At 37.6% G+C, this 25,023-nt stretch carries 20 protein-coding genes and 1 pseudogene; 14 read left to right on the forward strand and 7 right to left on the reverse strand.

All coding sequences use genetic code 11. From position 1 onward, the window contains the following. Positions 1 to 85: 85 nt before the first annotated feature. The 13 genes from V3564_RS02245 to lpxB all read left to right on the forward strand — a co-directional run bounded on the left by V3564_RS02245 (position 86) and on the right by lpxB (position 14,048). Complete coding sequence (locus V3564_RS02245; protein WP_455481212.1) at positions 86 to 910, forward strand: cell envelope integrity EipB family protein; 825 nt, start codon at positions 86 to 88, stop codon at positions 908 to 910. Between the two features lie 158 nt (positions 911 to 1,068). Further along, entirely contained in the window at positions 1,069 to 1,842 is a 774-nt protein-coding gene (rpsB, locus tag V3564_RS02250; RefSeq protein ID WP_455481213.1) for a 30S ribosomal protein S2, read from the forward strand. 106 nt (positions 1,843 to 1,948) lie between these two features. After that, complete coding sequence (gene tsf / locus V3564_RS02255; protein ID WP_455481214.1) at positions 1,949 to 2,872, forward strand: translation elongation factor Ts; 924 nt, start codon at positions 1,949 to 1,951, stop codon at positions 2,870 to 2,872. Between the two features lie 151 nt (positions 2,873 to 3,023). Further along, complete coding sequence (gene pyrH, locus V3564_RS02260) at positions 3,024 to 3,743, forward strand: UMP kinase (RefSeq protein WP_455481215.1); 720 nt, start codon at positions 3,024 to 3,026, stop codon at positions 3,741 to 3,743. A 38-nt stretch (positions 3,744 to 3,781) separates the two neighbouring features. Further along, positions 3,782 to 4,342 carry a ribosome recycling factor gene (gene frr, locus V3564_RS02265; RefSeq protein ID WP_455481216.1) on the forward strand — a complete coding sequence of 187 codons (561 nt, stop codon included), beginning with the start codon at positions 3,782 to 3,784 and terminating at the stop codon, positions 4,340 to 4,342. A gap of 620 nt (positions 4,343 to 4,962) precedes the next feature. Next, positions 4,963 to 5,778, forward strand: coding sequence for a phosphatidate cytidylyltransferase (locus V3564_RS02270; RefSeq protein ID WP_455481217.1), 816 nt, complete (start codon positions 4,963 to 4,965; stop codon positions 5,776 to 5,778). Between the two features lie 15 nt (positions 5,779 to 5,793). Beyond that, positions 5,794 to 6,942 carry an RIP metalloprotease RseP gene (gene rseP, locus V3564_RS02275; protein WP_455481218.1) on the forward strand — a complete coding sequence of 383 codons (1,149 nt, stop codon included), beginning with the start codon at positions 5,794 to 5,796 and terminating at the stop codon, positions 6,940 to 6,942. Between the two features lie 215 nt (positions 6,943 to 7,157). After that, positions 7,158 to 9,554 carry an outer membrane protein assembly factor BamA gene (bamA, locus tag V3564_RS02280; protein ID WP_455481219.1) on the forward strand — a complete coding sequence of 799 codons (2,397 nt, stop codon included), beginning with the start codon at positions 7,158 to 7,160 and terminating at the stop codon, positions 9,552 to 9,554. A gap of 66 nt (positions 9,555 to 9,620) precedes the next feature. Then, positions 9,621 to 10,667: a UDP-3-O-(3-hydroxymyristoyl)glucosamine N-acyltransferase gene (gene lpxD, locus V3564_RS02285; protein ID WP_455481220.1), complete on the forward strand. Its 1,047-nt coding sequence runs from the start codon at positions 9,621 to 9,623 to the stop codon at positions 10,665 to 10,667. Position 10,668: 1 nt separating this feature from the next. Continuing rightward, a complete protein-coding gene (gene fabZ, locus V3564_RS02290; protein ID WP_455481221.1) occupies positions 10,669 to 11,136 on the forward strand; it encodes a 3-hydroxyacyl-ACP dehydratase FabZ in 468 nt (155 codons plus the stop codon). A 22-nt stretch (positions 11,137 to 11,158) separates the two neighbouring features. Continuing rightward, the gene (gene lpxA / locus V3564_RS02295; protein ID WP_455481222.1) at positions 11,159 to 11,953 is read left to right on the forward strand and encodes an acyl-ACP--UDP-N-acetylglucosamine O-acyltransferase; all 795 of its coding nucleotides are present in this window, start codon (positions 11,159 to 11,161) and stop codon (positions 11,951 to 11,953) included. 33 nt (positions 11,954 to 11,986) lie between these two features. Further along, positions 11,987 to 12,859 carry an LpxI family protein gene (locus V3564_RS02300; RefSeq protein WP_455481223.1) on the forward strand — a complete coding sequence of 291 codons (873 nt, stop codon included), beginning with the start codon at positions 11,987 to 11,989 and terminating at the stop codon, positions 12,857 to 12,859. Continuing rightward, entirely contained in the window at positions 12,852 to 14,048 is a 1,197-nt protein-coding gene (gene lpxB / locus V3564_RS02305; RefSeq protein ID WP_455481224.1) for a lipid-A-disaccharide synthase, read from the forward strand. The genes V3564_RS02300 and lpxB overlap by 8 nt, the downstream gene beginning before the upstream one ends. A gap of 18 nt (positions 14,049 to 14,066) precedes the next feature. Here lpxB and V3564_RS02310 read toward each other — a convergent pair whose 3' ends face one another. The 7 genes from V3564_RS02310 to gltX all read right to left on the reverse strand — a co-directional run bounded on the left by V3564_RS02310 (position 14,067) and on the right by gltX (position 22,321). Continuing rightward, the gene (locus V3564_RS02310) at positions 14,067 to 14,840 is read right to left on the reverse strand and encodes an amino acid ABC transporter ATP-binding protein (protein ID WP_455481225.1); all 774 of its coding nucleotides are present in this window, start codon (positions 14,838 to 14,840) and stop codon (positions 14,067 to 14,069) included. Between the two features lie 79 nt (positions 14,841 to 14,919). Next, positions 14,920 to 15,627 (reverse strand): ABC transporter permease, encoded by a 708-nt coding sequence (locus tag V3564_RS02315; RefSeq protein ID WP_455481226.1) that lies wholly within the window; start codon positions 15,625 to 15,627, stop codon positions 14,920 to 14,922. Continuing rightward, positions 15,627 to 16,346 carry an ABC transporter permease gene (locus V3564_RS02320; RefSeq protein WP_455481227.1) on the reverse strand — a complete coding sequence of 240 codons (720 nt, stop codon included), beginning with the start codon at positions 16,344 to 16,346 and terminating at the stop codon, positions 15,627 to 15,629. The genes V3564_RS02315 and V3564_RS02320 overlap by 1 nt, the downstream gene beginning before the upstream one ends. Before the next feature lie 77 nt (positions 16,347 to 16,423). Next, on the reverse strand, positions 16,424 to 17,173 hold the full coding sequence (locus tag V3564_RS02325) for a transporter substrate-binding domain-containing protein (protein WP_455481228.1): 750 nt from the start codon (positions 17,171 to 17,173) through the stop codon (positions 16,424 to 16,426). Positions 17,174 to 17,593: 420 nt separating this feature from the next. Beyond that, on the reverse strand, positions 17,594 to 18,343 hold the full coding sequence (locus tag V3564_RS02330) for a transporter substrate-binding domain-containing protein (protein WP_455481229.1): 750 nt from the start codon (positions 18,341 to 18,343) through the stop codon (positions 17,594 to 17,596). A 993-nt stretch (positions 18,344 to 19,336) separates the two neighbouring features. After that, positions 19,337 to 20,632 (reverse strand): citrate synthase, encoded by a 1,296-nt coding sequence (gene gltA / locus V3564_RS02335; RefSeq protein WP_455481230.1) that lies wholly within the window; start codon positions 20,630 to 20,632, stop codon positions 19,337 to 19,339. A 261-nt stretch (positions 20,633 to 20,893) separates the two neighbouring features. Next, on the reverse strand, positions 20,894 to 22,321 hold the full coding sequence (gene gltX / locus V3564_RS02340) for a glutamate--tRNA ligase (protein WP_455481231.1): 1,428 nt from the start codon (positions 22,319 to 22,321) through the stop codon (positions 20,894 to 20,896). Between the two features lie 116 nt (positions 22,322 to 22,437). Here gltX and V3564_RS02345 point away from each other — a divergent pair. Then, a pseudogene (locus V3564_RS02345) lies at positions 22,438 to 24,764 on the forward strand (ComEC/Rec2 family competence protein). Positions 24,765 to 25,023 lie beyond the last annotated feature (259 nt).

Below are 25,023 nucleotides of genomic sequence, written 5' to 3' on the forward strand. Positions count from 1 at the left end.
AAGGAAATGTGTGATGAATTGAGAACTTAACCTTTTTGCCTTATTGTATGTTGTTATGCAACGGGGATAGAATTGGAAGTTGGGAATGTTCAGATCATTATTTATAATAATTTTATATGTCTCTTTTTTATGTACAGCGAGAGCTAAAGAATCCATTTTTATTGCACCTCATCGGGCAATTTATGATTTTTATCTTGATAGTGTTTCTCATGAAATGGCAATTTCGGGGATGTCAGGACGAATGGTTTACGAGCTCACAGGTTCAGAATGTCAGGGCTATACTACACGTTTTCGTTTTATCAGTCGTGTTCATATTGAAGATATGCCGGTGCGTTTAACTGATCAACAGACGACGAGTTATGAAACGGGTGATAGTCGTACATTTCATTTTAGTGTTACAGATCAAGTTGGACAAGAGGCTGCACACCGTACTGAAGGGGTAGCTGAGCGTGTTCAAGATGGGATTGTAGTTAAACTAAAAAAGCCAAAGGAAAAAGAGTACAAGCTCGCAATGGCTGAGTTTCCAATTATGCAACTAAAAAATATCATTCGCCATGCAAAAGCAGGATATCACTTTTACCATGTTACCGTATTTGATGGAACAGATAAAGCAGACAAAGTTGTAAAAGAAAGCGTATTCATCGGGGAAAAGAAGACGAAGTTATCCAATGCTGAAGCAAAAAAAATAGGAAAATTGGATGAGGAAGAATATTGGCCCGTTACGATTTCTTATTTTGATGATGTAGAAAAAAAAGATGGCTTGCCAGTTTATCGTACCAGTTTTCTCTTATATGAGAATGGTGTTATGCATGACCTGCGTATAGATTATGGAACTTTTTCAGTGCGTGCAAAATTGCACAGTCTTGAATTTCTCGAGGTTGAAAAGAATCTTAATAAATGTAAGTATTAAATGATTGCAGAAAATAACTTGAAAAAGAATCAAATATTAGTATGTTTAAGTTATTCCACACGCGGAGTTTGGGTGTTTGCGAGGAAAATCTGGCAAGCGTCCGCCGGTAGTAGTTTTATCTACTTTTTCCGCGGAGGTTGAACCGGAAAGGATAAGCTATGGCACTACCAGATTTTACCATGCACCAGCTTTTAGAAGCAGGTGTACACTTTGGTCACCAGACTCACCGCTGGAATCCAAAAATGACTCCCTATATTTATGGTCAGCGTAATAATATCCATATTATTGATCTTGCTCAGACTGTACCTCTTTTACACCAAGCGCTTAAACTTGTTTCAGATACGGTTGCGCGTGGTGGTCGTATTCTCTTTGTTGGTACCAAGCGGCAGGCATCTGACATTATTGCTGATGCGGCAAATCGTTCGGCACAATATTATGTTAATGCACGTTGGCTTGGTGGTATGCTCACAAACTGGAAAACAATTTCCCATTCAATACACCGTTTGCGTAAGCTGGAAAAAATTCTTGCTGCTGAAGCGCAAGGTTTTACCAAAAAAGAACGTTTAAATCTTGAACGTGATCGCGAAAAGCTTAATCGTGCGCTGGGTGGCATTAAGGATATGGGATCTGTTCCAGATCTTATATTTGTGATCGATACAAATAAAGAGAATATCGCTATCCAAGAGGCAAAACGTTTAGGTATTCCGGTTATTGCTATTATTGATACCAACTGTGATCCTGATAACGTTACTTACCCGATTCCAGGTAATGACGATGCTTCGCGTGCAATTTCTCTTTATTGTGATCTTTTTGCCCGTGCAGCTCTTGATGGGATCGCTCGTCAACAAGGTGCGATGGGTGTCGATGTAGGGGCTCAAGCTGACGCTCCTGTGGAGTCTGTTTTGGAAAATGCGGTTCCAGTTTCTGAATAATAATTTAAAAACGCCTATTAGGGTATTTATTTTCTAGGAGAAGTTATAAGTGTGCATAGGACTTTCTTTTTGCACACTTTTACCGTTATAGAACAAAGAGGCAAATATGAGTATTACTGCTGCACAAGTAAAAGAACTTCGTGAATTGTCAGGCGCTGGTATGATGGATTGTAAAGCAGCTTTGGCAGATACTAATGGCGACATGGAAGCTGCTGTTGATTGGCTTCGTAAAAAAGGGATAGCTAAAGCAGATAAAAAAGCTGGTCGTACGGCGGCTGAGGGATTAATTGGAGTTGTATCAAAAGATTCAAGTGCGGTTTTAGTTGAGATCAATTCTGAAACAGACTTTGTTGCGCGCAACGGCGTATTCCAGGACATTGTACGCAATGTGGCGACAGCTGCTTTGGGTACGCAGGGTAATCTTGAGGCTGTTTCCGCATCTTTTTATCCTGGTTCTGAAAAGACTGTTGAAGCAACAATTAGAGATGCAATTGGTACCATTGGTGAAAATATGGCATTTCGTCGTTCTGCTAAGTTATCTGTTGAAGATGGCGTTGTTGCTACTTATGTACACAATAGTGTGGCTGAAGGGCTTGGAAAACTTGGTGTTTTGGTTGCTATTGAAACTACAGGAGATAAGGAGGCCGCTGCTGCTTTTGGTCGACAAGTTGCGATGCATATTGCTGCAACTAATCCGTTAGCGCTAACAACGGAAGGTGTTGATGCTAGCGCTGTTGAGCGTGAAAAAGCGATTTTTTCAGATCAGGCTCGTCAGTCTGGAAAGCCTGAAAACATCATTGAAAAAATGGTGGAAGGGCGTATGCGTAAGTTTTTCGAAGAGGTTGTTCTGCTTTCTCAGGCTTTTGTTATGAATCCTGAAGTGACTGTTGAAGCAGCTTTAAAGAACGCTGAAAAACTGATTGGTGCGCCGGCAAAAATCACGGGCTTTATTCGTTTTGCACTAGGAGAAGGGATAGAAAAAGAGGAATCTGATTTTGCTGCAGAGGTTGCCACGGTTGCAAAAGGGTAGCTGTTAATATTGTCAGAGACTTGAAATCATACATTGATTATCACAAATTATTGATAGATAAGTGTGGTTATTGAGAGGGGCGTCACGTGATAAAGTGGTGCCCTTAGTGGTGTAGAAAGCAAAAAGTAGTGTGCTTTTTGGGAGATTGTCAGTGACATTAGCGCTACAGTATAAACGTATTCTTTTAAAGGTTTCTGGTGAAGCCCTTATGGGGGGGCAGAGCTTTGGAATCGATGTTTCCGTTGTAGATCGTATCGCTGCGGATATTGCTGAAGTGCGGGCAATGGGGGGAGAGATCGCTGTCGTTATAGGTGGGGGGAATATCTTTCGTGGAGTTGCTGTTGCTTCGCGTGGTGGGGATCGTGTGACGGGTGATCATATGGGAATGCTTGCAACTGCTATTAATTCTTTAGCATTGCGAACATCATTGACAAAATTAGGTGTTGAAGCGGTTGTATTGTCTGCGATTGCTATGCCACAAATTTGTGAGAGTTTTTCACAACGTAAAGCGATAGGTTACATGAATCAAGGAAAAGTTGTTATTTTTGCAGGCGGTACGGGTAATCCATTTTTTACCACTGATTCTGCTGCTACTTTACGTGCAGCAGAAATTGGTGCAGATGTTCTTTTGAAAGGAACACAAGTGGATGGTATTTATTCTGCAGATCCGAAGGTAGATCCTACTGCTAAACGCTTTGACCAATTAACGCATGTAGAGATTTTGCAATGGGGATTGTCTGTTATGGATACAACAGCGGTCACTTTAGCACGCGAGAACAATGTGCCAATTATTGTGTACTCCATTCATGAAAAAGGCGGCTTAGCTAAAGTACTGAAGGGAACAGGACGGTTTACAATAGTATCGGAATGAAGATAGTCGTCAAGGCGGAATTAAAGGAGACGGAAACAATGAGTGTTGCATCGATTATGGATGATCTGAAACGCCGCATGGATGGTGCTATTTCGGCTTTTAAACACGAATTAGGTGGATTGCGGACTGGGCGAGCTTCAGCCAGTTTATTAGAGCCATTGACAATTGAGGCTTATGGTTCTGTTGTGCATATAAATCAGGTAGCAAATATTTCTGTGCCGGAACCACGGATGCTTTCGGTTTCTGTGTGGGATAAAACGATGGTAGGAGCTGTGGAGCGTGCTATTCGTGATTCCGGTCTCGGTTTAAATCCTATCACTGATGGCATGAATTTACGTATTCCTTTACCTGAGTTGAATGAGGAACGCCGTAAAGAACTCGTAAAAATCGCGCATCAATATGCGGAACAAGCTCGTGTTGCTACCCGTCATGTTCGTCGTGATGGTATGGATAGTTTAAAAAAGTTAGAAAAAGAAGGTGAAATTGGTCAAGATGAAGCTCATGGATTTTCTGACAAAGTTCAAAAACTTACGGATGAAACTATTGCTGATATTGATAAAATTTTGGCTGGGAAAGAATCTGAAATTATGCACGTTTAAGGCGATGTTATCGCTAGAAAAATAATATCATATGTTAGAGTAAGTTATTTAACAGGATAATGAAAAAAATTTGCAACATATTTTTGTTGAGTTGTATAATAAAATGTTTTTACTATTGAATATTTATTCAAATATTCCACGGCAGATGTTGGGGAGGAATATGGCGCAGAGAATGATATCCTAATCTTTCTATTACTCTCCATTATGAGAGAGGTGGTGGGGTAGGTTAAACGATTGTTGTTTTGTGCAATTTATTTTCAACAGCCTTTTAGTTTTTGAGCAGATGACTGATAGTTTGATAGAAAAATACTTTTATATGAAGCGAATATTAGACCTAAGTCTCATAATTCACATAGGCAGTAAACAGAAGTTTATTCATTTTTTACTGTTGGTAAAATGTTTGGAAACGTATTTTAGGGTTTATCTTGATGCGTAGATTTTTGAAGCTAATTTTCATTGATTATTGGTCTTATAAAACGGTATCTTGGTATATCGGATCATTTGTGATAAATTGTGAGAAAAGTTTGCAAAAGTATGAATATAAAAATACTGCGCAGTAGAGTTTTTCTGGCGTCAATTTTTAGGCTTATACTTTCTATTTTTATTGTTTGGATCTTGTTTTGTCTAATCTTGTTTATCGTATTCTAACAGCTTTTGTATTTGGCATTATTACTTTGTGTTTAACATGGTTTGGAGGAACTTTATTTTTTTTATTTGTATGGAGCATTGGTGGTTTTATTCTTTATGAATGGATAAGTATCACTAAAGAGAAGTGGCGTCTTTCACAAAAAATATTAGCGGGTATTTTTTATTTGGTTTTTGGTTTCTTTTTGGTATCGAATGTACCTGCTTTATTGATCTTTTGTGTTTTGATAGCTTTGGCTGCACTGTTGGCTATTGGGGCTGTGAGAAAGAGTGGTTGGGTTTTTTTTGGTTTTTTATATGCATCTTTTCCGGTTGTAGCTTTATCCTTTTTACGGGGGCATGAGGCGTTAGGATTTTGGGTTGTTATCTTCTTACTTACGATAGTATGGGGAACAGACATTGCTGGATATTTTATCGGACGTGTGCTTGGTGGTCCTAAACTAGCACCACAATTTTCTCCCAATAAAACATGGTCTGGGGCGATTGGTGGTACGTTTGTTGGAATTTGTGGGGGTATATTGATTGCTTTTCGGTTTTTTGATATAAATTTAGCAAGTTTTTTTCTACCGTTCCTTGCTTTTGTTTTATCAATTTTTTCGCAAATAAGTGATTTGGGTCAATCGTGGCTAAAAAGGCGATTTTCTGTTAAAGATTCTGGTTCTTTATTACCTGGACACGGTGGGTTTATGGATCGTATGGACGGGTTGGTTGGGGCTGCTTTTCTTCTTTATTTAATTGGTTCGCTAATGTTTGGTATGGATACACCTTTTAATCTCTTTTATATGGTTTAATTGGGAGAAGATACTTTGGAACCTTTAAATCATATGACTGCTATAGGAGATGTTCTTTTAAGAAGTTTGAGTATTCTTTTCGTCGTTATGGTTATTATTTTTGTGCATGAAGCTGGGCATTATCTCATTGGTCGGTGGTGTGGTATTAAGGCGTCTGTTTTTTCGCTAGGCTTTGGACCACAAATAGTGGGGTATACAGATAAGCATGGTACACAGTGGCGTTTGGCAGCTATTCCCTTTGGAGGGTATGTAAAGTTCATTGGGGATGAAAAAGAATCTGATGTGCCATCATTCCAATTATCTCCGATAGTTGACGGTTCATTTTCCAATGCACATGCTTGGAAAAGAGCGGTAACGGTTTTTGCTGGTCCCTTATTCAATGCTTTGTTTACCATTGTTATTTTAGCATTTTTTTTCTTTATTTATGGCCGTGTAGCCATTGAACCTGTTGTTGGTTCTTTGGTTAAAGATTCTCCTGCTGTTCAGGCCGGTTTGGGATTAGGTGATCGTTTTGTTGAAATGAATGGTCAACGAGTTGAAAGTTTTGAAGATTTGATTAACTATGTAACCTTTCATGGTGAAGGTCCTATAGAATTTAAAATGGAGCGCATGGGGCGTGTATTTACAACGGTGATTACGCCAAAAGTGATCGAGCGAGATGATGGATTTGGTAATCGGGTTCAAGGCGGAATAATAGGTGTGGGTGCTCCTATTGATCCAGATAATCCTGCGCGTTTAGATCCAGCTTATATAAAACATATTCGCTATGGTTTTTTTGGATCTGTAAGAGAAGCATCAAAACGTGCCATGTTAATTGTCACTCAAACAGTTTTTTTTATTAGTCGTTTAATAGGGGGAAAAGAAGATTATTGTCGGCTAAGCGGGCCTTCTAAGACTATTAAAATTGCTTGGAAAGTGAGTGAAACAGGTTTTGTCCCTTTATTAAATTTTGCGGCTTTTCTTTCGATAGGCATTGGGCTCATTAATCTTTTTCCTCTTCCGCCACTTGATGGTGGGCATTTATTATTTCATGTCATTGAGGTCTTTGTAGGAAAACCAATATCAACTAAAGTTCAGGAAATTGTTTTTCGATTAGGTTTTTTTGTTGTTCTTCTATTTATGATTTTTGCACTCTTTAATGATTATTTTTGTTGGTTTAGCTAATTAAATTATGGAAAACATTTTCCAAATTGGGTAATAGTAGAGGGATATAAATTAATGGTTGTTTACCGTGTTCACAGAATGTTGTGGCGTTGCGCGCTGTAATAAGTAATTAAGGGATAAGAAGGTCTTGTTGTAAATAAAAGAAGTTGTTATGGCAGTTAGCTTTTTGATTTTGAGGCATCGTTTCAAGGGAATAGGGTAAGGTAAAAAAGCCAATGAGTAGGAATTCGAAGTTTTTAAATGCAGTGTCTGTATTGGTGTTAGGGATGAGGGTGATTGCTCCAACAACAATCTTTATGTCGATTACTATGGTTGGAGAAGTGCAAGCGTCTGTGGTTCGTTCTATTGAGGTTCGTGGGAATAAATTTGTAAGTGCTCGGGCAATTCGAGACAATATGGGCATTAAAGCTGGAAATAATTTTTCCAGTGGTGATATCGATGTTGCGGTGAAGCGTCTTTTTGGATTAGGCTTATTTTATGATGTTAAAATAAATCATGTTAGCGGTAAATTAGTTGTGCATGTCAAAGAATATGAGGTAGTCAATCAGGTGTTGTTTCAGGGCAATAAATCTTTTAAGGATCCTGATCTTAAACGGTTTATTTCTTTGAAACCGAATGAACCTTTCAATTCTTCTAAGCTTTCAGCTGATGTTAATACGATTCGTGAAGCTTATAAAACTGTTGGTCGTAATAATGTTGCTGTTACAGTGCAGACCATTAACTTGGGAAAAGGGCGCGTAAATGTAGTGTTTAATGTTGCTGAAGGCCGGAAGACAAAGATTAGCAATATCATTTTTAAGGGAAATCATGCTTTTGGAAGCCATCGTTTGCGTGATGTGATTTCAACAAAGCCTTCAGGACTATCTTCGTTGTTATTGGGAGGTGATATTTATAGTGAAGAGCGTTTAGCTTCTGATGAAGAAGCTCTACGTCGCTTTTACTATAATCATGGTTATGCAGATTTTCGTGTTGTGTCCTCTAGAGCAACTTTTGATGAAGAGAGTAGTACATATAAAATTTATTTTGTTCTTGATGAGGGCGTGCGCTATAAGATTGGTGATATTCAGGTTGAAAGCGATGTTTATGGAATTGACGTTCAATCTGTAAAAGGAATGCTTAAAACTCAGTCAGGTGATGTTTACAGTGCGGAGAACATTGAACAGTCTGTTGCAATTATCAATAATAAGGTTACTAATTCTGGGTACGCTTTTGCTAAAGTTGAGCCACGGGGAAATCGTGATTTGGCAAATCATACAATTTCAATTTTGTATAACATCGAACCGGGTCCGCGGGCTTATGTTCAGCGTATTGAAGTGCGTGGCAATGAAAAGACACGTGATTATGTCATTCGCCGTGAGATTGACTTAAATGAAGGAGATGCTTACAATCAAACCTTAGTGCAGCGGGCAAAACGTCGTTTAGAAAGTTTGGGCTTTTTCAAAGCAGTTAATATTTCAATGGTTCCGACGGATCAGTCTGATCAGGTTATTTTGGTTATAGATGTAGTTGAAGCTCCAACAGGAGATCTTTCTTTTTCTGGAGGGTATACAACGGGTGGTACAAACCCTGGCATGTCATTTGAAGTATCTGTTACCGAGCGTAATCTTGGAGGGCGTGGTCAGTATATTCGTTTGGGTTTAGGAGCTGGACAGGAAAAATCTCGTAATTACAATTTGTCGTTTGTTACTCCTTATTTCTTGGGATACCGCTTATCTGCTGGTGTTGATATTTTTCGTAGTACTTATCGTGCTGATAAAGCATATGATGTACGACAGACAGGCGGGGCACTTCGCTTTTCGGTGCCTATTAATAGTCAATTGTCTGCGAATTTAGCCTATTCTTATGTGCAAGAAGAATACGATTTTGGTGGGGATTATGATTTAAACAAAGAGACAGACATAAGAGAGTTATATGAAAAATATTCTGGTGCAATTGTTCAAGCTGCAAAGCAAAGCCCTTGGAAGCGTTCATCAATTAGTTATGGTTTGACCTATAATACTATTGACGATATGAAAAATCCCCATGATGGGTGGTACGTGCATGTTCTTCAGGAGTATGCAGGACTCGGTGGGAGTGCAAAGTTTTTGAAGACAACTGGTAAAGCAATGATGTACAAGACGCTTTCTGAGAAGATGGATCTTGTTGGTTTACTTTCCTTCGGGGGTGGTTATATTCATAAAATGAGCCAAGAGGGTGTTCGTATCTTCGATATGTTTAAAGCAGATGCTAGTATGATCCGGGGCTTCAGATACAATGGAATAGGTCCACGTCAGGTTTCCAATAAAGGTGAAGTTTATTTCTTAGGGGGGACGACGTATATGAATGCGAGTGCTGAGGTGCAATTTTCTATACCCTTTGTGCCTGAGGAGTTAGGATTCCGTGGTGCTTTATTTGCAGATGCTGCAACACTCTATGGCAATAATTATCATCCTGTTTTTCAGGGTGAGGCGTCTGTTACACACATCAAAAATTCATGGCGTTCGTCTGCAGGTGTAAGTTTGATGTGGGATTCACCGTTTGGTCCGCTGCGTTTTGATTATGCTTGGCCAATAAAAAAGCAGAAAGGTGACCGTTTGCAGCAATTCAACTTTGGTATTTCTACGAAGTTCTGATTTGAGTTTTCTTTAGAAGGAAGAAATTTGAAGAGAATGGGTTAGGCTGGGAGAGAAAGTGTTTTGATGGCGGATACATTTTTTTTTATGCCGTCCCGGCGATTGACGGTTGCTAATGTTGCAGAGTTGACAGGTGCAAAACTTCTTAATCCAGAGTTCTCTAACACAGTTATAAATACTCTTTCTTCACTTGAGAGTGCTGTGGAAGGTTCTCTTGTTTTTGTGGAGCATCGGAAGTTTTCTGATGCTCTATTAGGTAGTTCTGCTGTTGCTGTTTTTTGTACAAATGAAATTGTTTTTAAAGTTCCTGAATCTATGGCGATTTTGGTAACATCCACACCGCAGCGTGCTTTTGCTCAGATTGGTCGCATCTTATTTCCTGATTCTGTTAAGCCAATGCCTTGGTTTGGAAAAAGGGAAATTTCGCCGCATGCGCATATTCATCCAAGTGCTAAGTTTGCACATGATGTGTGTATTGAAGCGGGAGCTGTTATTGGTCGAAATGTTGAGATTGGTGCAGGGACTCTTATTTCATCCACCGCTGTTATAGGTGAGAATTGTCGTATTGGGCGTGACTGCTATATTGCCCCCAAGGTAACAGTTCAGTATTCTTTAATAGGTGATAGAGTTCAGCTTTACCCTGGTGTTTGTATTGGGCAAGATGGTTTTGGTTATGTTGGTAGTGTTTCTGGCATTGAAAAAATCCCACAGCTTGGTCGTGTTATCATTGAGGATGGTGTAGAAATCGGTGCGAATACAACTATTGATCGGGGAACATTTGAAGACACTATCATTGGTGAAGGGAGCAAAATTGATAATTTAGTGCAAATTGCTCACAATGTGAAGATTGGTCGCTATTGCCTTATTGCCGCGCAATGTGGAGTTGCTGGAAGTACATCCATAGGTGATATGTCTCAACTTGGCGGAAGTGTCGGGGTAGCGGATCATATCGTAATAGGTAAATGTGTTCAGATTGCTGCTGGTAGTGGTGTTATGAATGATATTCCAGATGGAGAAAAATGGGGAGGAAGTCCGGCGCGGCCATTTAAGCAGTGGTTCCGTGAAGTAGCGGCGTTGCGTAATATTGGCAAAGTAAAAAAGGAGAAACGCTAATATGATCAACACCGGAGAAACTAAAAATTTAGAGGTTGTAGATATTGAGAAATTACTATCAATATTACCGCATCGCTATCCATTTTTATTGATTGATCGCATAGTCGAAATTGATGGTGAGCAAGAAGCTGTTGGTATTAAAAATATAACGATTAATGAACCATATTTTGCGGGACATTTTCCCGTAAAGCCCGTTATGCCTGGAGTTTTGATTTTAGAAGCTATGGCACAAACAGCGGGAGCAATTTCACTTTTAGGATTAGGTAATAAGCAAACAAATTTAGTTTATCTTATGACTGTTGATAATGCGAAATTTCGTAAACCGGTTGTGCCTGGTGATCAGCTAAAGATTCATGTTCGGCTTTTAAAAAAGAGGTCTGGCATGAGGCGTTTTTCGTGTGTTGCAAAAGTAGAGAATGTCTGCGTTGCTGAAGCGGAAATTGCTGCGATGGTCATCAAAGAGAAATAAACGATATAATAGGAATTTAAGAATGTCCAGTACGAGAATCCATCCAACTGCACTTGTGGAGAAGGGAGCGCAGCTTGGTGAGAATGTACAAGTCGGGCCGTTTTGTCATATTAGTTCAGAGGCTGTTATTGGTGATGGATGCAGTTTGATGAGTCATGTTGTGATAATGGGGAAGACAACGTTAGGAGCCAATAGTAAAGTGTTTTCACATGCAGTTTTGGGAGCAGAACCGCAGAATAATAAACATAAGGGAGGCCATACAACTCTTTCTATTGGTAAAAATTGCACGATTCGTGAAGGGGTAACAATGCATAGAGGCTCCGATTCGAGTACGGGAATAACAGTGGTTGGTGATAATTGCCAATTTTTTTGTTATGCGCATATTGCCCACGATTGCCATGTAGGAAATCATGTAACATTTGCAAATAATGTGATGATCGCTGGTCATGTTATTGTTGATGATTATGTTATTATTGGTGGTGGCTCTGCCGTTCATCAATTTGTTCGTGTTGGGCATCATGCATTTATCGGTGGTGTATCTGCATTGGTTGGCGATCTAATTCCCTATGGAACAGCTGTGGGTGTGCAAGCAAAGCTTGCTGGGTTAAATATCATTGGGATGAAGCGTGCAGGTCTTGAGCGTAAAGATATTCATGCATTACGTCATGCGGTTGCCATGCTTTTTGACCGCAGCAAACCGTTTAAAGAACGTGTAAGTGATGTTTCTTCTTTCTATTCCGCTTCTCAATCTGTTCTTGATGTAGTGAATTTTATTAAGGAAGAAGGAAAACGTTTTTATTGCACACCAAAATATTAAAGGAACAAAATAAAAGCAAGTAAGGATTAAGAGATGTCTATCTCCGATGCCAAAGTTTTTCTTTCCGGCCGAACTGCCATCATAGCCGGTAATGGTGTTCTACCTATCACTGTTGCTCAGGAGCTTGAAAAATATGGACAAAATCCTTTTCTTGTGCTTTTGCATGATGAAGCAGATACTGTGCTTTATCGTTATGAGCATTGCGAATTATCAATTGTAGAGTTAGCTCGGCTCGTTAAAATTTTAAAAACAGCTGGAATTTGTAATATTGTTTTGGCAGGTGGCGTTAAAAAACGACCACTTCTTACACAGTTGCGACTTGATTGGACAACATTTTCAGCTCTACCTAAGTTGATTTTGGCTTTGAGGGGTGGGGATGATGCGTTACTAAAAGCTTTTATACGGGTTATTGAAGCGCACGGTTTTCGTGTCATTGGTGCCCACGAGATAGTACCAGATCTTTTAGCCCCAATAAAGTTTAATTTAACATTGCGGCGAGCTACTAAAAAAGAGAAAAAAGATATTTTCTCAGCAGCGAAAGCAGCAAAACTTTTAGGTAAGTTAGATATAGGGCAAGCAGCTGTGGCTATCAATGGGAGGGTGGTTGCAGTCGAGGGAGCAGAAGGAACTGATAATATGCTATGGCGGGTTTGTGAAATGCGAGAAAGAGGACAAATTCCGCCTAAAGGTGGTGTTCTTGTTAAATGCGCAAAACCACAACAAGAGCATCGTGTTGATTTGCCATCAATTGGACCCGTGACGATAATGAATATTGCAAAGAGTGGGCTGTCTGGTGTTGCGGTGGAGGCAAATAGAAGTTTGATATTATCAATGAAAACAACAATAGAAAAAGCTAATCAATATTCCTTGTTTATAGAAACATTTGAAAAGGCTGATCATGAGTAATTATTCCTTAAAAATTGCTGTTATTGCAGGCGAGGAATCTGGTGATGCTCTTGGAGCGGATTTAATTTCTTTTTTATCGCGGGAGACAGGATGCGATATTCATTTAATTGGTGTAGGCGGGAGGCATTTAAAGGCATTGGGTTTGAAAAGCGTCTTTGATTTTCATGATATTTCTTTAATAGGTTTAAGTGCAGTGTTAAAAAAACTGCCATCGTTGCTAGTGCGTATTCGCAATTTGTCCAAATTTATCGCACAAGAACAACCCGATTGTTTAATTATTATTGACAGTCCTGATTTTACCCATCGTGTTGCGAAAAAGGTGCGTATTTTAGCGCCTTCTATTCCTATTATTAAATATATTGCACCAACCGTTTGGGCATGGCGTCCAGAGCGCGCTAAAGCTATGCGTAAATTTGTTGACCATGTTTTGGCAATTTTTCCTTTTGAAGAAAAGGTTATGAAGGATTTAGAAGGTCCTGCTACTACTTATATTGGACATCGTCTTTTAACTTATCCTCCACTTTTGGCCGTTCAAGCAGAAAAAAGACGACAATCAGAAAAAAAACATTTGTGTGCTAAACAAACATTATCACCCACATTGGTTATTTTGCCAGGGTCACGAAATTTAGAGATCCGTTGCTTAATGCCTATTTTTCGGGAGGTAGTAGAAATTCTTTCACAACGCATTCCTAATTTACGTATTATTCTGCCAACCTTACCACATTTAGTGGATAAAGTTCGTGATTTTGTACAGGTCTGGAAAAATAAAGTGGAAATTGTTGTTGGTGAAGATGCAAAATGGCGTGCTTTTGCGGATGCGGATGTTGCACTTTCGGCACTTGGGACGGTTTCACTTGAATTGGCGTTAGCAAAAATTCCCATGGTTCTTTGCTATAAGCTTGATTATTTATCTAAATTCTTCATTTTTTCCAAAGTGATGTTATGGAGTGCCGCTCTTCCAAATATTATTTCTGATAAGCCTATCGTGCCGGAATATTTTAATGAATTCCTACGCCCTGGCATGTTAGCAAGGCAGATAGAACAACTTTTGTATAATCCTTTGTTACGACAGGCACAACTCGATGCTTTTGAGATGGTGGAACAGAAAATGAAGACTGAAGTACCTTCGGGGATTGTTGGTGCACAAACGATTATTACTCTTCTAAAAAACAGGACTGAAATTGTGTAAATAAAACAATGCTGATGGTTAATGTTTAATTTTAGCAAGAAAGTTACAAGCACGTTTGCTTTTAGGGTTGGTAAAAAATTTATCAGATGCTGTATCTTCAATAATCTTTCCGTTTTCTAGAAAGAGTATTCTTTCTGAAACTTCGCGCGCAAAGCCCATTTCATGGGTAACGCAGAGCATTGTTATACCTGTATCTGCTAATTGAACCATAACTTCTAAAACTTCTCCGACACTTTCTGGATCAAGAGCTGACGTTGGCTCGTCAAAAAGCATCACTTCAGGTTCCATACAAAGTGCACGGGCAATTGCAACACGCTGTTGTTGCCCACCAGAAAGTTGTAAAGGGTATTTGTTACAGTGTTTTTCAATTCCAACATCTGTAAGATAACGGATTGCCCTTTCTTTTGCTTGTTGTTTAGAAAGTCCTTGAACTGTCATAGGTGCTAAAATGCAATTTTGCATAACGCTCATATGGGGAAATAAATTAAAGTTTTGAAAGACCATTCCTATTTTACGCAGAACATTTTTTTGCTGATATAAAGAGGCAGCATGAATATCAACATTATCGACGCAAATTGAACCTTTTTGTGCTTTTTCTAATTGATTAATACAACGAATTAAAGTTGATTTTCCTGATCCGGAAGGGCCACAGATAACGATGCGTTCGCCAATTTTAACATCGAAGTTAATATCATAGAGTACCTGGAAATCTCCATACCATTTATTTAAATTTCGAATAGAAATCACGGGCTTTTTAGCGGTATGAATAGATTTATTATTTTCCAAATTCATCTTGTTGTATTCTTTCATTGATAACTAAGTTAATTAATTTAACATTTTGATTTGGTAAAGTTTTTTGTGATCATTGTATTTACCGTAAATGTCGGGTTAGACGATGTTCGATAAAAATAATAAAACGATGAATTAGCTCAACGATAAGAAGATAGATAAGAGCTGCCCAAATATAAACTTGAAAATCGAATGTACGTGAATAAGTTAGTTTGGCAATTCCCATTAAATCATAAATAGTGATGAGTGAGGCAATTGCACTGGATTTAATCATTAAAATAAACTCATTTCCTAGGGGGCGTAGAGCTACAATCATTGCTTGCGGAAGAATAATTCTAAAAAATGTTACAGAACTGCTCAACCCTAATGCTTTTGATGCTTCACGCTGTCCAATTTTTACAGATAAAAAGCTTCCTTTAAAGATCTCGGATTGATAGGCAGCAGAATTGAGTGAAAAAATGAAAAGACAACAATACCATGCGTTTTGAAAGAACCACCACAGACCAATCTGTTGCCAGAAATTATTCATTGAACCAAGGCCGTAGTAAAAAAGGAAAAGTTGAGCTAATAAAGGAGATCCACGGAAAAAATAGACATAAACATGCGCAAAATATCGTAAAAACTTATTATTTGATAAACGCGCAAACGCGAGGAGTATACCAAGAAAAAAACCAACAGAGCAAGCAATAGAAACAAGTTCAAAAGTAACAATAAAGCCATCAATAAACTTTAGTCCATAACGATTCAAAATAGCAGGATTAAAAAGGAAATAAAGCCACTCAGGAATCATTAGCTCAACACCTTTTGATATCCTGTTTGAGTGCATATTTCAAGATGGCGCAGGATTGTAGAAAAAAACGCTGAAAATAACAAATAGAGTAAGCACGCCACAAGATAAAATAGCATAGGTTTATCGGTGGCTGCGACTGCTAAATTAGTTTGTCGCATAAGGTCAACAAGTGAAATGGTTGATACGAGGGATGTATCTTTAAGCAAAGTAAGCCAATTATTAGAAAGTCCTGGCAAGGCATTTCGAATGAGCTGAGGAAAGACAATACGAAAAAATGTAGTTGAGTTTGAAAGTCCGAGAGTTTTAGCCGCTTCGTATTGACCTTTATCAAAAATATTGAATGCTCCAAGCCAAACTTCACAAGAAAAGGCTGCAAGAACCATACTAAGTGCAAGAACACCAGCAACAAAAGCGTTGATACTGAACATTATTTCAATGTTAAGATAATCAAGAATAATTTGTATAATATTTTGTAAGCCATAGTAAACTAAAAATAAGGTTAAAAGTTCTGGTAAGCCACGGAACACTGATGAAAAGAGGGTTGCTGTAGCTTTAGCTATCTTGATATTGGATCGAATCATCACAGCACCTAGAAGGCCTAAAGGAAGTCCTAAGAGCCCACAGCACAAAGCCAATGACAATGTCATTCCCGCACTAGAAAGTATAACCCCACCCCATCCACCATTGCTAAATGATAGCAATGTCAAACTTTCAATCATTTTGCACTCCTCATGAAGAGTTAGAGAATATTATTTTAGAAATAAACAGTTTGTTTTATTTTAATTCATATTGATATCTAATAAATATCAACTGTAAAATATTTTTTTATAATTTTATCATAAGTTCCGTCCAAACGAATTTCTTTTATCGCTTCATTGAATTTATTTTTAAGATCGCTATTATTTTGACGTATAGCAATTGCGATAGGAAACGTCGTTTTTTCCAGAGTTCCTAGAAGTTGGCAGCAATTTTTTCCCTCATTTTTGAGCCAGTTTAATGCATGCAGTTTATCAAAGATAACTGCATCAAGTCGACGGCTTAAAAGATCGCGATTAACTTCTATTGCTGTAGGATAGAGTTTTATGTTTACCCCTTTAGAAGCATAATGATCTTCTGCATATACAGCTTGTGTTGTGTTTGATTGTACACCAAGATTTTTACCTTTAAAGGCTTCTGCAGAGATTTCTTTAACTTCTGAATCTTTTGTAACAATTACAGCGAGTGCTGTATTATAGTAAGGATCTGTGAAGTCGATCTTCTGTAAACGCTCTTGTGTGAGAGAGAGGGAAGCAATGATAGCATCGTATTTTTTTGCAAGAAGACCGGGAATCATTCCCTCAAAGTCTTGAGTGATGATAGTACATTCGACATTCATTTTTTTACAAAGTGCATGGGATATATCGATATCAAAACCTTGGAGCTTGTTATTTGAGTTAATGTAACTAAATGGGGGATAAGAGCCTTCACTTGCAATTTTCAGTGTTTTAGCATTGGCCGAGGCGAACAGTGTTGTGCTTATTATAAGAACTGCTGCTAATAATTTCATTATGTTCTCCTGTTGAATAAGCGGAAAATATTAGATCATCATGTGTTTTTATAATCTGTAAGTTCTTTTGGGAGCAATGCAAAATTTTATTGCTATTTGTTTTGCTATCATTACGATGAATAAGTATCATTATCAAAAAATACAAAACTTCACTTTAAAAAAATTATTAAAATTAAGCATAAAGAAAGTTTAGGCTTTAGGAAGATAAAAGTAAAATATCATTTTCATTACTGGTATTATGAGTTGCTTAGATATTTCTGAATACCGAAATCAATTGCTTTTCTGATAATTTAAGAATGTTTTTCTTGTAAAAAATGGCAAAAATGTTAAATTTTCAATGATTTTTGCATTCCTCACAAAAAATTAGGTAATATTATTTTAGAAATAAACAGTTTGTTTTATTTTAGTTCATATTGATATCTAATAGATATCAACTGTGAAATATTTTTTCACAATTTTATCATAGGTTCCATCCAAACGAATTTCTTTTATCGCTTCATTGAATTTATTTTTAAGATCGCTATTATTTTGACGTATAGCAATTGCAATAGGAAACGTCGTTTTTTCCAGAGTTCCTAGAAGCTGGCAGCAATTTTTTCCCTCATTTTTGAGCCAGTTTAATGCATGCAGTTTATCAAAGATAACTACATCAAGTCGACGGCTTAAAAGATCGCGACTAACTTCTATTGCTGTAGGATAGAGTTTTATGTTTACCCCTTTAGAAGCATAATGATCTTCTGCATATGCAGCTTGTGTTGTGTTTGATTGTACACCAAGATTTTTACCTTTAAAGGCTTCTGTAGAGATTTCTTTAACTTCTGAATCTTTTGTAACAATTACAGCGAGTGCTGTATTATAGTAAGGATCTGTGAAGTCGATCTTCTGTAAGCGCTCTTGTGTCGGGGAAAGGGAAGAAACAATAGCATCGTATTTTTTTGCAAGAAGACCGGGAATCATTCCCTCGAAGTCTTGAGTGATGATAGTACATTCGACATTCATTTTTTTACAAAGTGCATGGGATATATCGATATCAAAACCTTGGAGCTTGTTATTTGAGTCAATGTAACTAAATGGGGGATAGGAAGCATCACTTGCAATTTTCAGCGTTTTAGCATTGGCCGAGGCGAACAGTGTTGTGCTTATTATAAGAACTGCTGCTAATAATTTCATTATGTTCTCCTGTTGAATAAGCGGAAAATATTAGATCATCATGTGTTTTTATAATCTGTAAGTTCTTTTGGGAGCAATGCAAAATTTTATTGCTATTTGTTTTGCTATCATTACGATGAATATCATTATCAAAAAATACTCATTTTATAGAAGTACTAGTACGATAAATACAGGAAAATAAATATCTCATTAATTATACTGCCTTATTATTTATCATAAGGCAATTTATTTTCATCATTTTATTCAAGAAAATACAGAGCTTTATTTTGAAAAAAGATTACTCAATTTAAGCACAAAGAGAGTTTAGGTCTTAGGAAGATAAAAGTAAATTCTCATTTTTATCACTAGTATTGTGAGCTGTTTAAATATTGAGGAACATCGAAGTCAATCGCTTTTCTGATAAATTATGAATGTTTTTCTTATAAAAAGCATATTGCTAACAGATGATTTTAAGAAGAATGCTTGTGCATATAGTTATGTGTAGGTACACAATGGTGCTTCATTGGCAAAGCGTCATTTTGTGTAAGAAAGTTTTAAGAGTATTTTTCATCTTTTTTATAATTTTCTGAAATGGGATAAGAAGTTTTTGTGTATGGTTTAAAAGAATATTTTGGTAATGCCTTTGCGATACTGTTTTAGGGGCAGAGAGTGAAGTTCTCTTGATTGTTTAGTTTTCTCTTATGTAACAATAACCAGTAGTTTGTATATAGAATGATGGAGAGTACGTATTTAATTTAGGTAAAGTAATAGGTCAGGATTTTTCATATATTCCAGAAAAAATGCTCTATTTTTTGCAAAAAGAGCATTGTGGGTTCTAATTACCCATTGTTAAAGGCCATTAGAAAATTTTCATCACGACTGTTGTAGTAGTATTATAGCTATAAAAATAGCTTTGAGATCAAAGCTTTCCAAAACATTTTTATATTGGAGCATTTGATTATTCACAATAAAGCTTCAATAAATTGAAACTTTATTGATCGGTTTTTTTATTTTTTAGCTTATACGTTTATCTATGGGAACGTATTCACGCATGGCATGACCTGTATAGAGTTGACGTGGACGACCAATTTTTTGTGCTGGATCCTCAATCATTTCTTTCCACTGCGCAATCCAGCCAACACTGCGTGCTAATGCAAAAAGAACAGTAAACATTTCAGTTGGAAAGCCTAAAGCCTTTAGTGTAATGCCAGAATAAAAGTCGACATTAGGATAAAGTCTTTTTTCAATAAAGTATTCATCATTTAGTGCAATGTTTTCGAGTTCTATAGCAATATCAAGAAGCGGGTCATTTTGAATGTTCAGTTCTTTTAAGACCTCATGACAGGTTTGTTGCATGATTTTTGCACGTGGATCATAATTTTTATACACTCTATGACCAAAACCCATAAGACGAAAAGGATTACTTTTATCTTTTGCACGTGCAATGAATTCAGGAATTCTTTTGACGGAACCTATTTCTTGTAGCATTTTTAGACATGCTTCATTGGCTCCACCATGAGCTGGTCCCCAAAGGCATGCAACACCTGCTGCGATACATGCAAATGGATTAGCTCCTGATGATCCTGCAAGACGTACAGTGGACGTAGAAGCATTTTGTTCATGGTCTGCATGAAGGATAAAGATTCGATCTATAGCCCGAGCAAGTACTGGATTTATTTTATAATCTTCACCAGGAACGGAAAAGCACATACGAAGAAAATTTGCAGCGTAACCAAGATCATTGCGTGGATAAATAAATGCCTGCCCAATGCTATATTTATACACCATAGCGGCAAGAGTTGGAACTTTTGCAATAAGACGAATAGAAGCGATCATTCTCTGTTGAGGATCTGTAATATTAATAGAGTCGTGATAGAATGCAGACATAGCTCCAAGGCATGCAACCATGATAGCCATAGGATGAGAATTACGTGGAAGGCCGTGGAAGAACTGTGCAAACTGTTCGTGCACCATCGTATGCTGCATAATACGACAGTCAAAGTCGACTTTTTCTTTTTTTGTTGGTAGTTCACCATGAAGTAAAAGGTAACAGCTTTCGAGAAAGTCTCCTTTTTCAGCTAGTTGGTCGATAGGATAACCGCGATAAAGCAATATTCCTTTATCACCATCAATATAAGTAATTTTTGATTCACAAGAAGCGGTTGAGGAAAAACCAGGGTCATAAGTAAAAGTATCTGTTTTTTTATAGAGGGAAGAAATTTCAATGACGTCAGGACCGACAGTGCCTTTACGCACTGGAAGTTCTATTTTTTTATCATTCACGGTAATGTGTGCTTTATTCTCAAACATTAGATATTCCTTTCAGATTTTTCGCACTAAAAACCAAGATACCGCTTCATTAGATAGGGGGATATAACGAAAACCGCTCCTATCTATGTTGAGGGTAGATTTACTCTAAAAGCTGGCTCATGCAATATAAAAATATTTTTTATATTGCGATTTTATCAAATATATATTTCGATCGTTCAAGTTAAAAGATAGCTTTCAATTTGTATTGAGGCATTTTTTACTTTAACGCCCATTCGGTTAAATTTACCTAGGTACATATAATTAGCTTGCGGTTGTGATAAGTTGATCATTAATACGATTCAAAGATTCGTCCTGTCCCAATAAAACAAGAACATCAAAAATTCCTGGGGATGTTGCACGTCCTGTGAGAGCTGCCCGAAGTGGTTGGGCAGCAGCCCCAAACTTGAGATTCTGTGTGTGTGCATAATATCGAAGAGTTTCATCCAACGTTTTTGCATCCCAATTGGGGCAGGCTTTTAGGGCAAGGTAGATGCCTTCTAAGATGGTTTTTCCATTTTTGTCTAAGAGTGTTTGCGCTTTTTCATCAAGAGGTAATGGCCGTTGCGTAAAAATGAAAGAGGCATTGTCAATGAGTTCGCGCAATGTTTTGGAACGTTCTTTTAAATTTGGTATGGCTGCTAAAAATTGAGCACGGCGTTGTTTATCAAGTCTTTCAATTATTTTCAATCCACCTTCAATTTCTGGCAAAATGTTAAGGACAGCATCAAAAAGGTCTTGATCGTTGCTCATGCGCATATAATGTCCGTTAATAGCATCTAGCTTTCTGAAATCAAAACGAGCTGCACCTTTATTAATATCATCAATATCAAACCAAGAAATCATATCCTCAGTTGAAATCAATTCTTCATCGCCATGACTCCAACCTAGACGTACTAGGTAATTGCGCAAAGCAACAGGAAGATACCCCATGGCTCGATAGGCATCAACACCTAGTGCACCATGGCGTTTTGATAATTTTGCGCCGTTTTCACCATGAATGAGTGGAATATGCGCCATAACAGGAATATCCCATCCCATCGCATTGAAAATGATTGTTTGGCGAGCTGCATTTGTAAGGTGATCGTCACCACGTATGATATGTGTTACCCCCATATCATGATCATCAACGACGACAGCATGCATATAGGTTGGCGAGCCATCGGAACGCAAAATAATAAAGTCATCAAGATCTTTATTAGGAAAGCGAACATCACCTTGAACGCGATCGTGCACAATTGTTTCTCCATCTTGTGGTGCTTTGATGCGAATAACAGGTTTAATCCCTTTAGGAGCTTTTAAAATATCACGATCTCGCCAACGGCCATCATAACGCGGTGGACGACCTTCTAGACGGGCATTTTCACGCATTTCAGCCAATTCTTCAGGAGAAGCATAGCAATAATAAGCTTTGCCATTTTTTACCAATTGTTCAGCGACTTGGCGATGACGTTCTGCTCGTTCAAATTGCGAAATAGGAGCACCGTCATAGCTAAGTCCCATCCAGTGCAAGCCATCTATAATAGCTTGTACAGCTGCTTCTGTTGAGCGCTCTCGATCTGTGTCTTCAATTCGCAGAAGCATTTTGCCACCAGTATGTTTTGCATAAAGCCAATTAAAGAGGGCAGTACGGGCACCTCCGATGTGAAGGAAGCCTGTTGGTGAGGGTGCAAAGCGGGTAATAACGGGCACGGATATCTTCCTTTGAAATTAAGATGTTATTTATAATAATTTTATGGAAGGGGTATGTTAGCATAGGTTATAGGGTATGCAACAGCCGCATTGCAAGTTAAAGTGGGGATTTGCGGATGTTTAATCAAAATAAAGTTAAAGACGGTTTATGTATCAGCGGTGTTTCAGAAAGAAAAAATCGAATCTAATATGTCCGGGTGTTTTTTCTACCTTTTATGATCCAAATAACGATAATTGTAACAAACAAAAGAATATTTTATTTACACCTTTAAAAGAAGCGATATTTTTTTTCTGGAAGTGGTTGGTAGATTGCATAAACAAAGAAATCTCTTTTGGAATTCTTTTTTCGTTGATTTTAGTCTTTTTTTCCACAGGCATCATTTTTTATTTTAATTTAGAGCGAGAGCCAAGTTGGTGGCAGTTTTGTGTATTGCTTAGTGTCTGCCTTGGAATACTATATACTTTGCGCTTTTATCGGAGAGTATGGATTATTGCAGGATTTCTGTTTTGTATTGTATTGGGTGCTTTGGCTGCAAAAATAGAAACATGGCGTATGTCTACACCAATGTTGAGTAGCGATATTGTTACCACGTTAACAGGAAAAATTGTTTCTATTGAGTCAAGGCAAAGAGGAGGATTTCGTTTAGTTCTGGATGTTTTAAATACAGAAAAACCAGTATTACACCATGGTCCTCATCGTGTTCGTTTGTCGGCAAGGCGTTTACCATATGGGTTGGCAATTGGTGACGGGCTATATGGAAAAGTCAAGATGCGTGCATTGTCTGGGCCGGTACGTCCAGGAAGCTACGATTTTAGTTTTCATAATTATTTTAAAGGAATTGGTGCTCAGGGAGTTTACTTGGGAAAACCAATCAAAATATCAGTTTCGCAGTCCGATAGCGTATTAGGTATAGTTTTACAGAAAATTGAAAATTTACGGACAAACGTGACACAAAGAATCCGTATGGCGATTGACCAAGAAAAGGGGAGCGTTGCGGCTGCTCTTATAACGGGACAACGGAGCAGTATCTCAAGCGATACAAATGAAGCATTGCGTACGGCTGGATTAGCACACATTTTATCAATATCAGGTTTGCATATGGCTTTGTTAAGTGGTATAGTTCTTGTGAGTAGCCGTAGTTTTTTAGCACTTTTTCCAGTTTTTGCATCTTATTATCCTATTAAAAAATTTTCTGCCATTGCTGCGTTAATGATGACAGCTTTTTATTTGGTGCTGTCTGGTGCAGCTGTATCAGCGCAAAGAAGTTTTGTGATGGTTGCTGTTATGTTGGTTGCTATACTGTGTAATCGTTCTGCTGTCACAATGCATAATTTTGTTATTGCTGGCTTGATAACTTTAGCTATTGCACCGCATGAAATATTAGGTCCCAGCTTCCAAATGTCTTTTTCCGCAACCGGAGCTTTAATTGCGTCTTTTGATTGGTGGAATAAGAGGTCACTTTTTCGTAAAAGAAAAATAACACCATCTTATGTTAGAGGTGGAGTGATCTATTTTGCATTCTTATCGATTATTTCAGTAAGCGCATCTTCGTTTGTGGCTGGTACTGCTAGTGGAGTTTATGCTGCTTATCATTTCTCCAATATTGCATTTCTTGGCATTATCAGCAATACTTTAGCTTTTCCAATAGTATCAATTATTATTATACCTTTTGGATTAATCGCAGTCCTTACAATGTTTTGGGGGCTTGAATGGTTACCGCTTCAAATTATGGGTTTTGGTGTTGGTCTTGTGATAAAAATTGCTCACGCTATAAGTGCCATTTCTCCTGATTTGAATCCTGGGTTTATACCGTTATCTGTATTGGTTTTATTGAGTATAGGTTTGGTTGGGCTTACTTTTTGCAAAACATCTATTAGGTTTTTGTTTAGTCTTTTTATTCTGGCTGGTATTTATGTTTGCTTGATGCATTCACCTGTGCAATTAATTATAGCAGATAATATGAAGCTCGTGGGTGTTATCAATAAGAAGAAGTTATATATTGATCGTTACCATATTTCTAAGTTCACGGCATTCATATGGGAAAAATCGTTTCGTGTGAATGAGATTATCAAACCAACGAAATATGGCCCTTCGTTTAATGAACAGTTTGTTTGTGATAAGCATGTGTGTGCATCTTTATTAGACAATGGATTAAGAGTGGTTGTTTTACGTGGAAAAACAGATCAATGCGTAGAGGCAGACATCATGATTAAGACATTTGCAACGAGTAATAAAACGTGCAACAAGAAGGCGCAACTAACATTTACACCCCAACAATCATTATCACAAGGGAGTGTTATGATAACCAAAAATGGAGATATTATTTGGTCTTCGATGGGGTTTCATAGACCATGGAATATGTACAGGCAGCATTCACAAAAAAACTACAACTTACCGCATTTTATGCTTTGGCGTTTTTCTTACAGTGTTGTAGGGGTATAAATTCCACTAGAGTTGACTAATTGTTCATACTTTTTAACAAATAATTTTTTTTGATATTTGAACAACTTATAATGTCGCAGAAGCATTTTATATTGTGCACCTTATTGATAATGAAAGATAAGCTAGAAACGCTTATTGGATATGGAAAATGTCAATAAACTTTATAAAAGAGACAAAATTGTTAATTATTCTATTTTATTATTATCATATGTTTTTATAATAGTTAACACTTTTCAACCAAAAGATGACAAATAAATTT

The sequence above is a fragment of the Bartonella sp. B12(2025) genome (assembly GCF_053795135.1).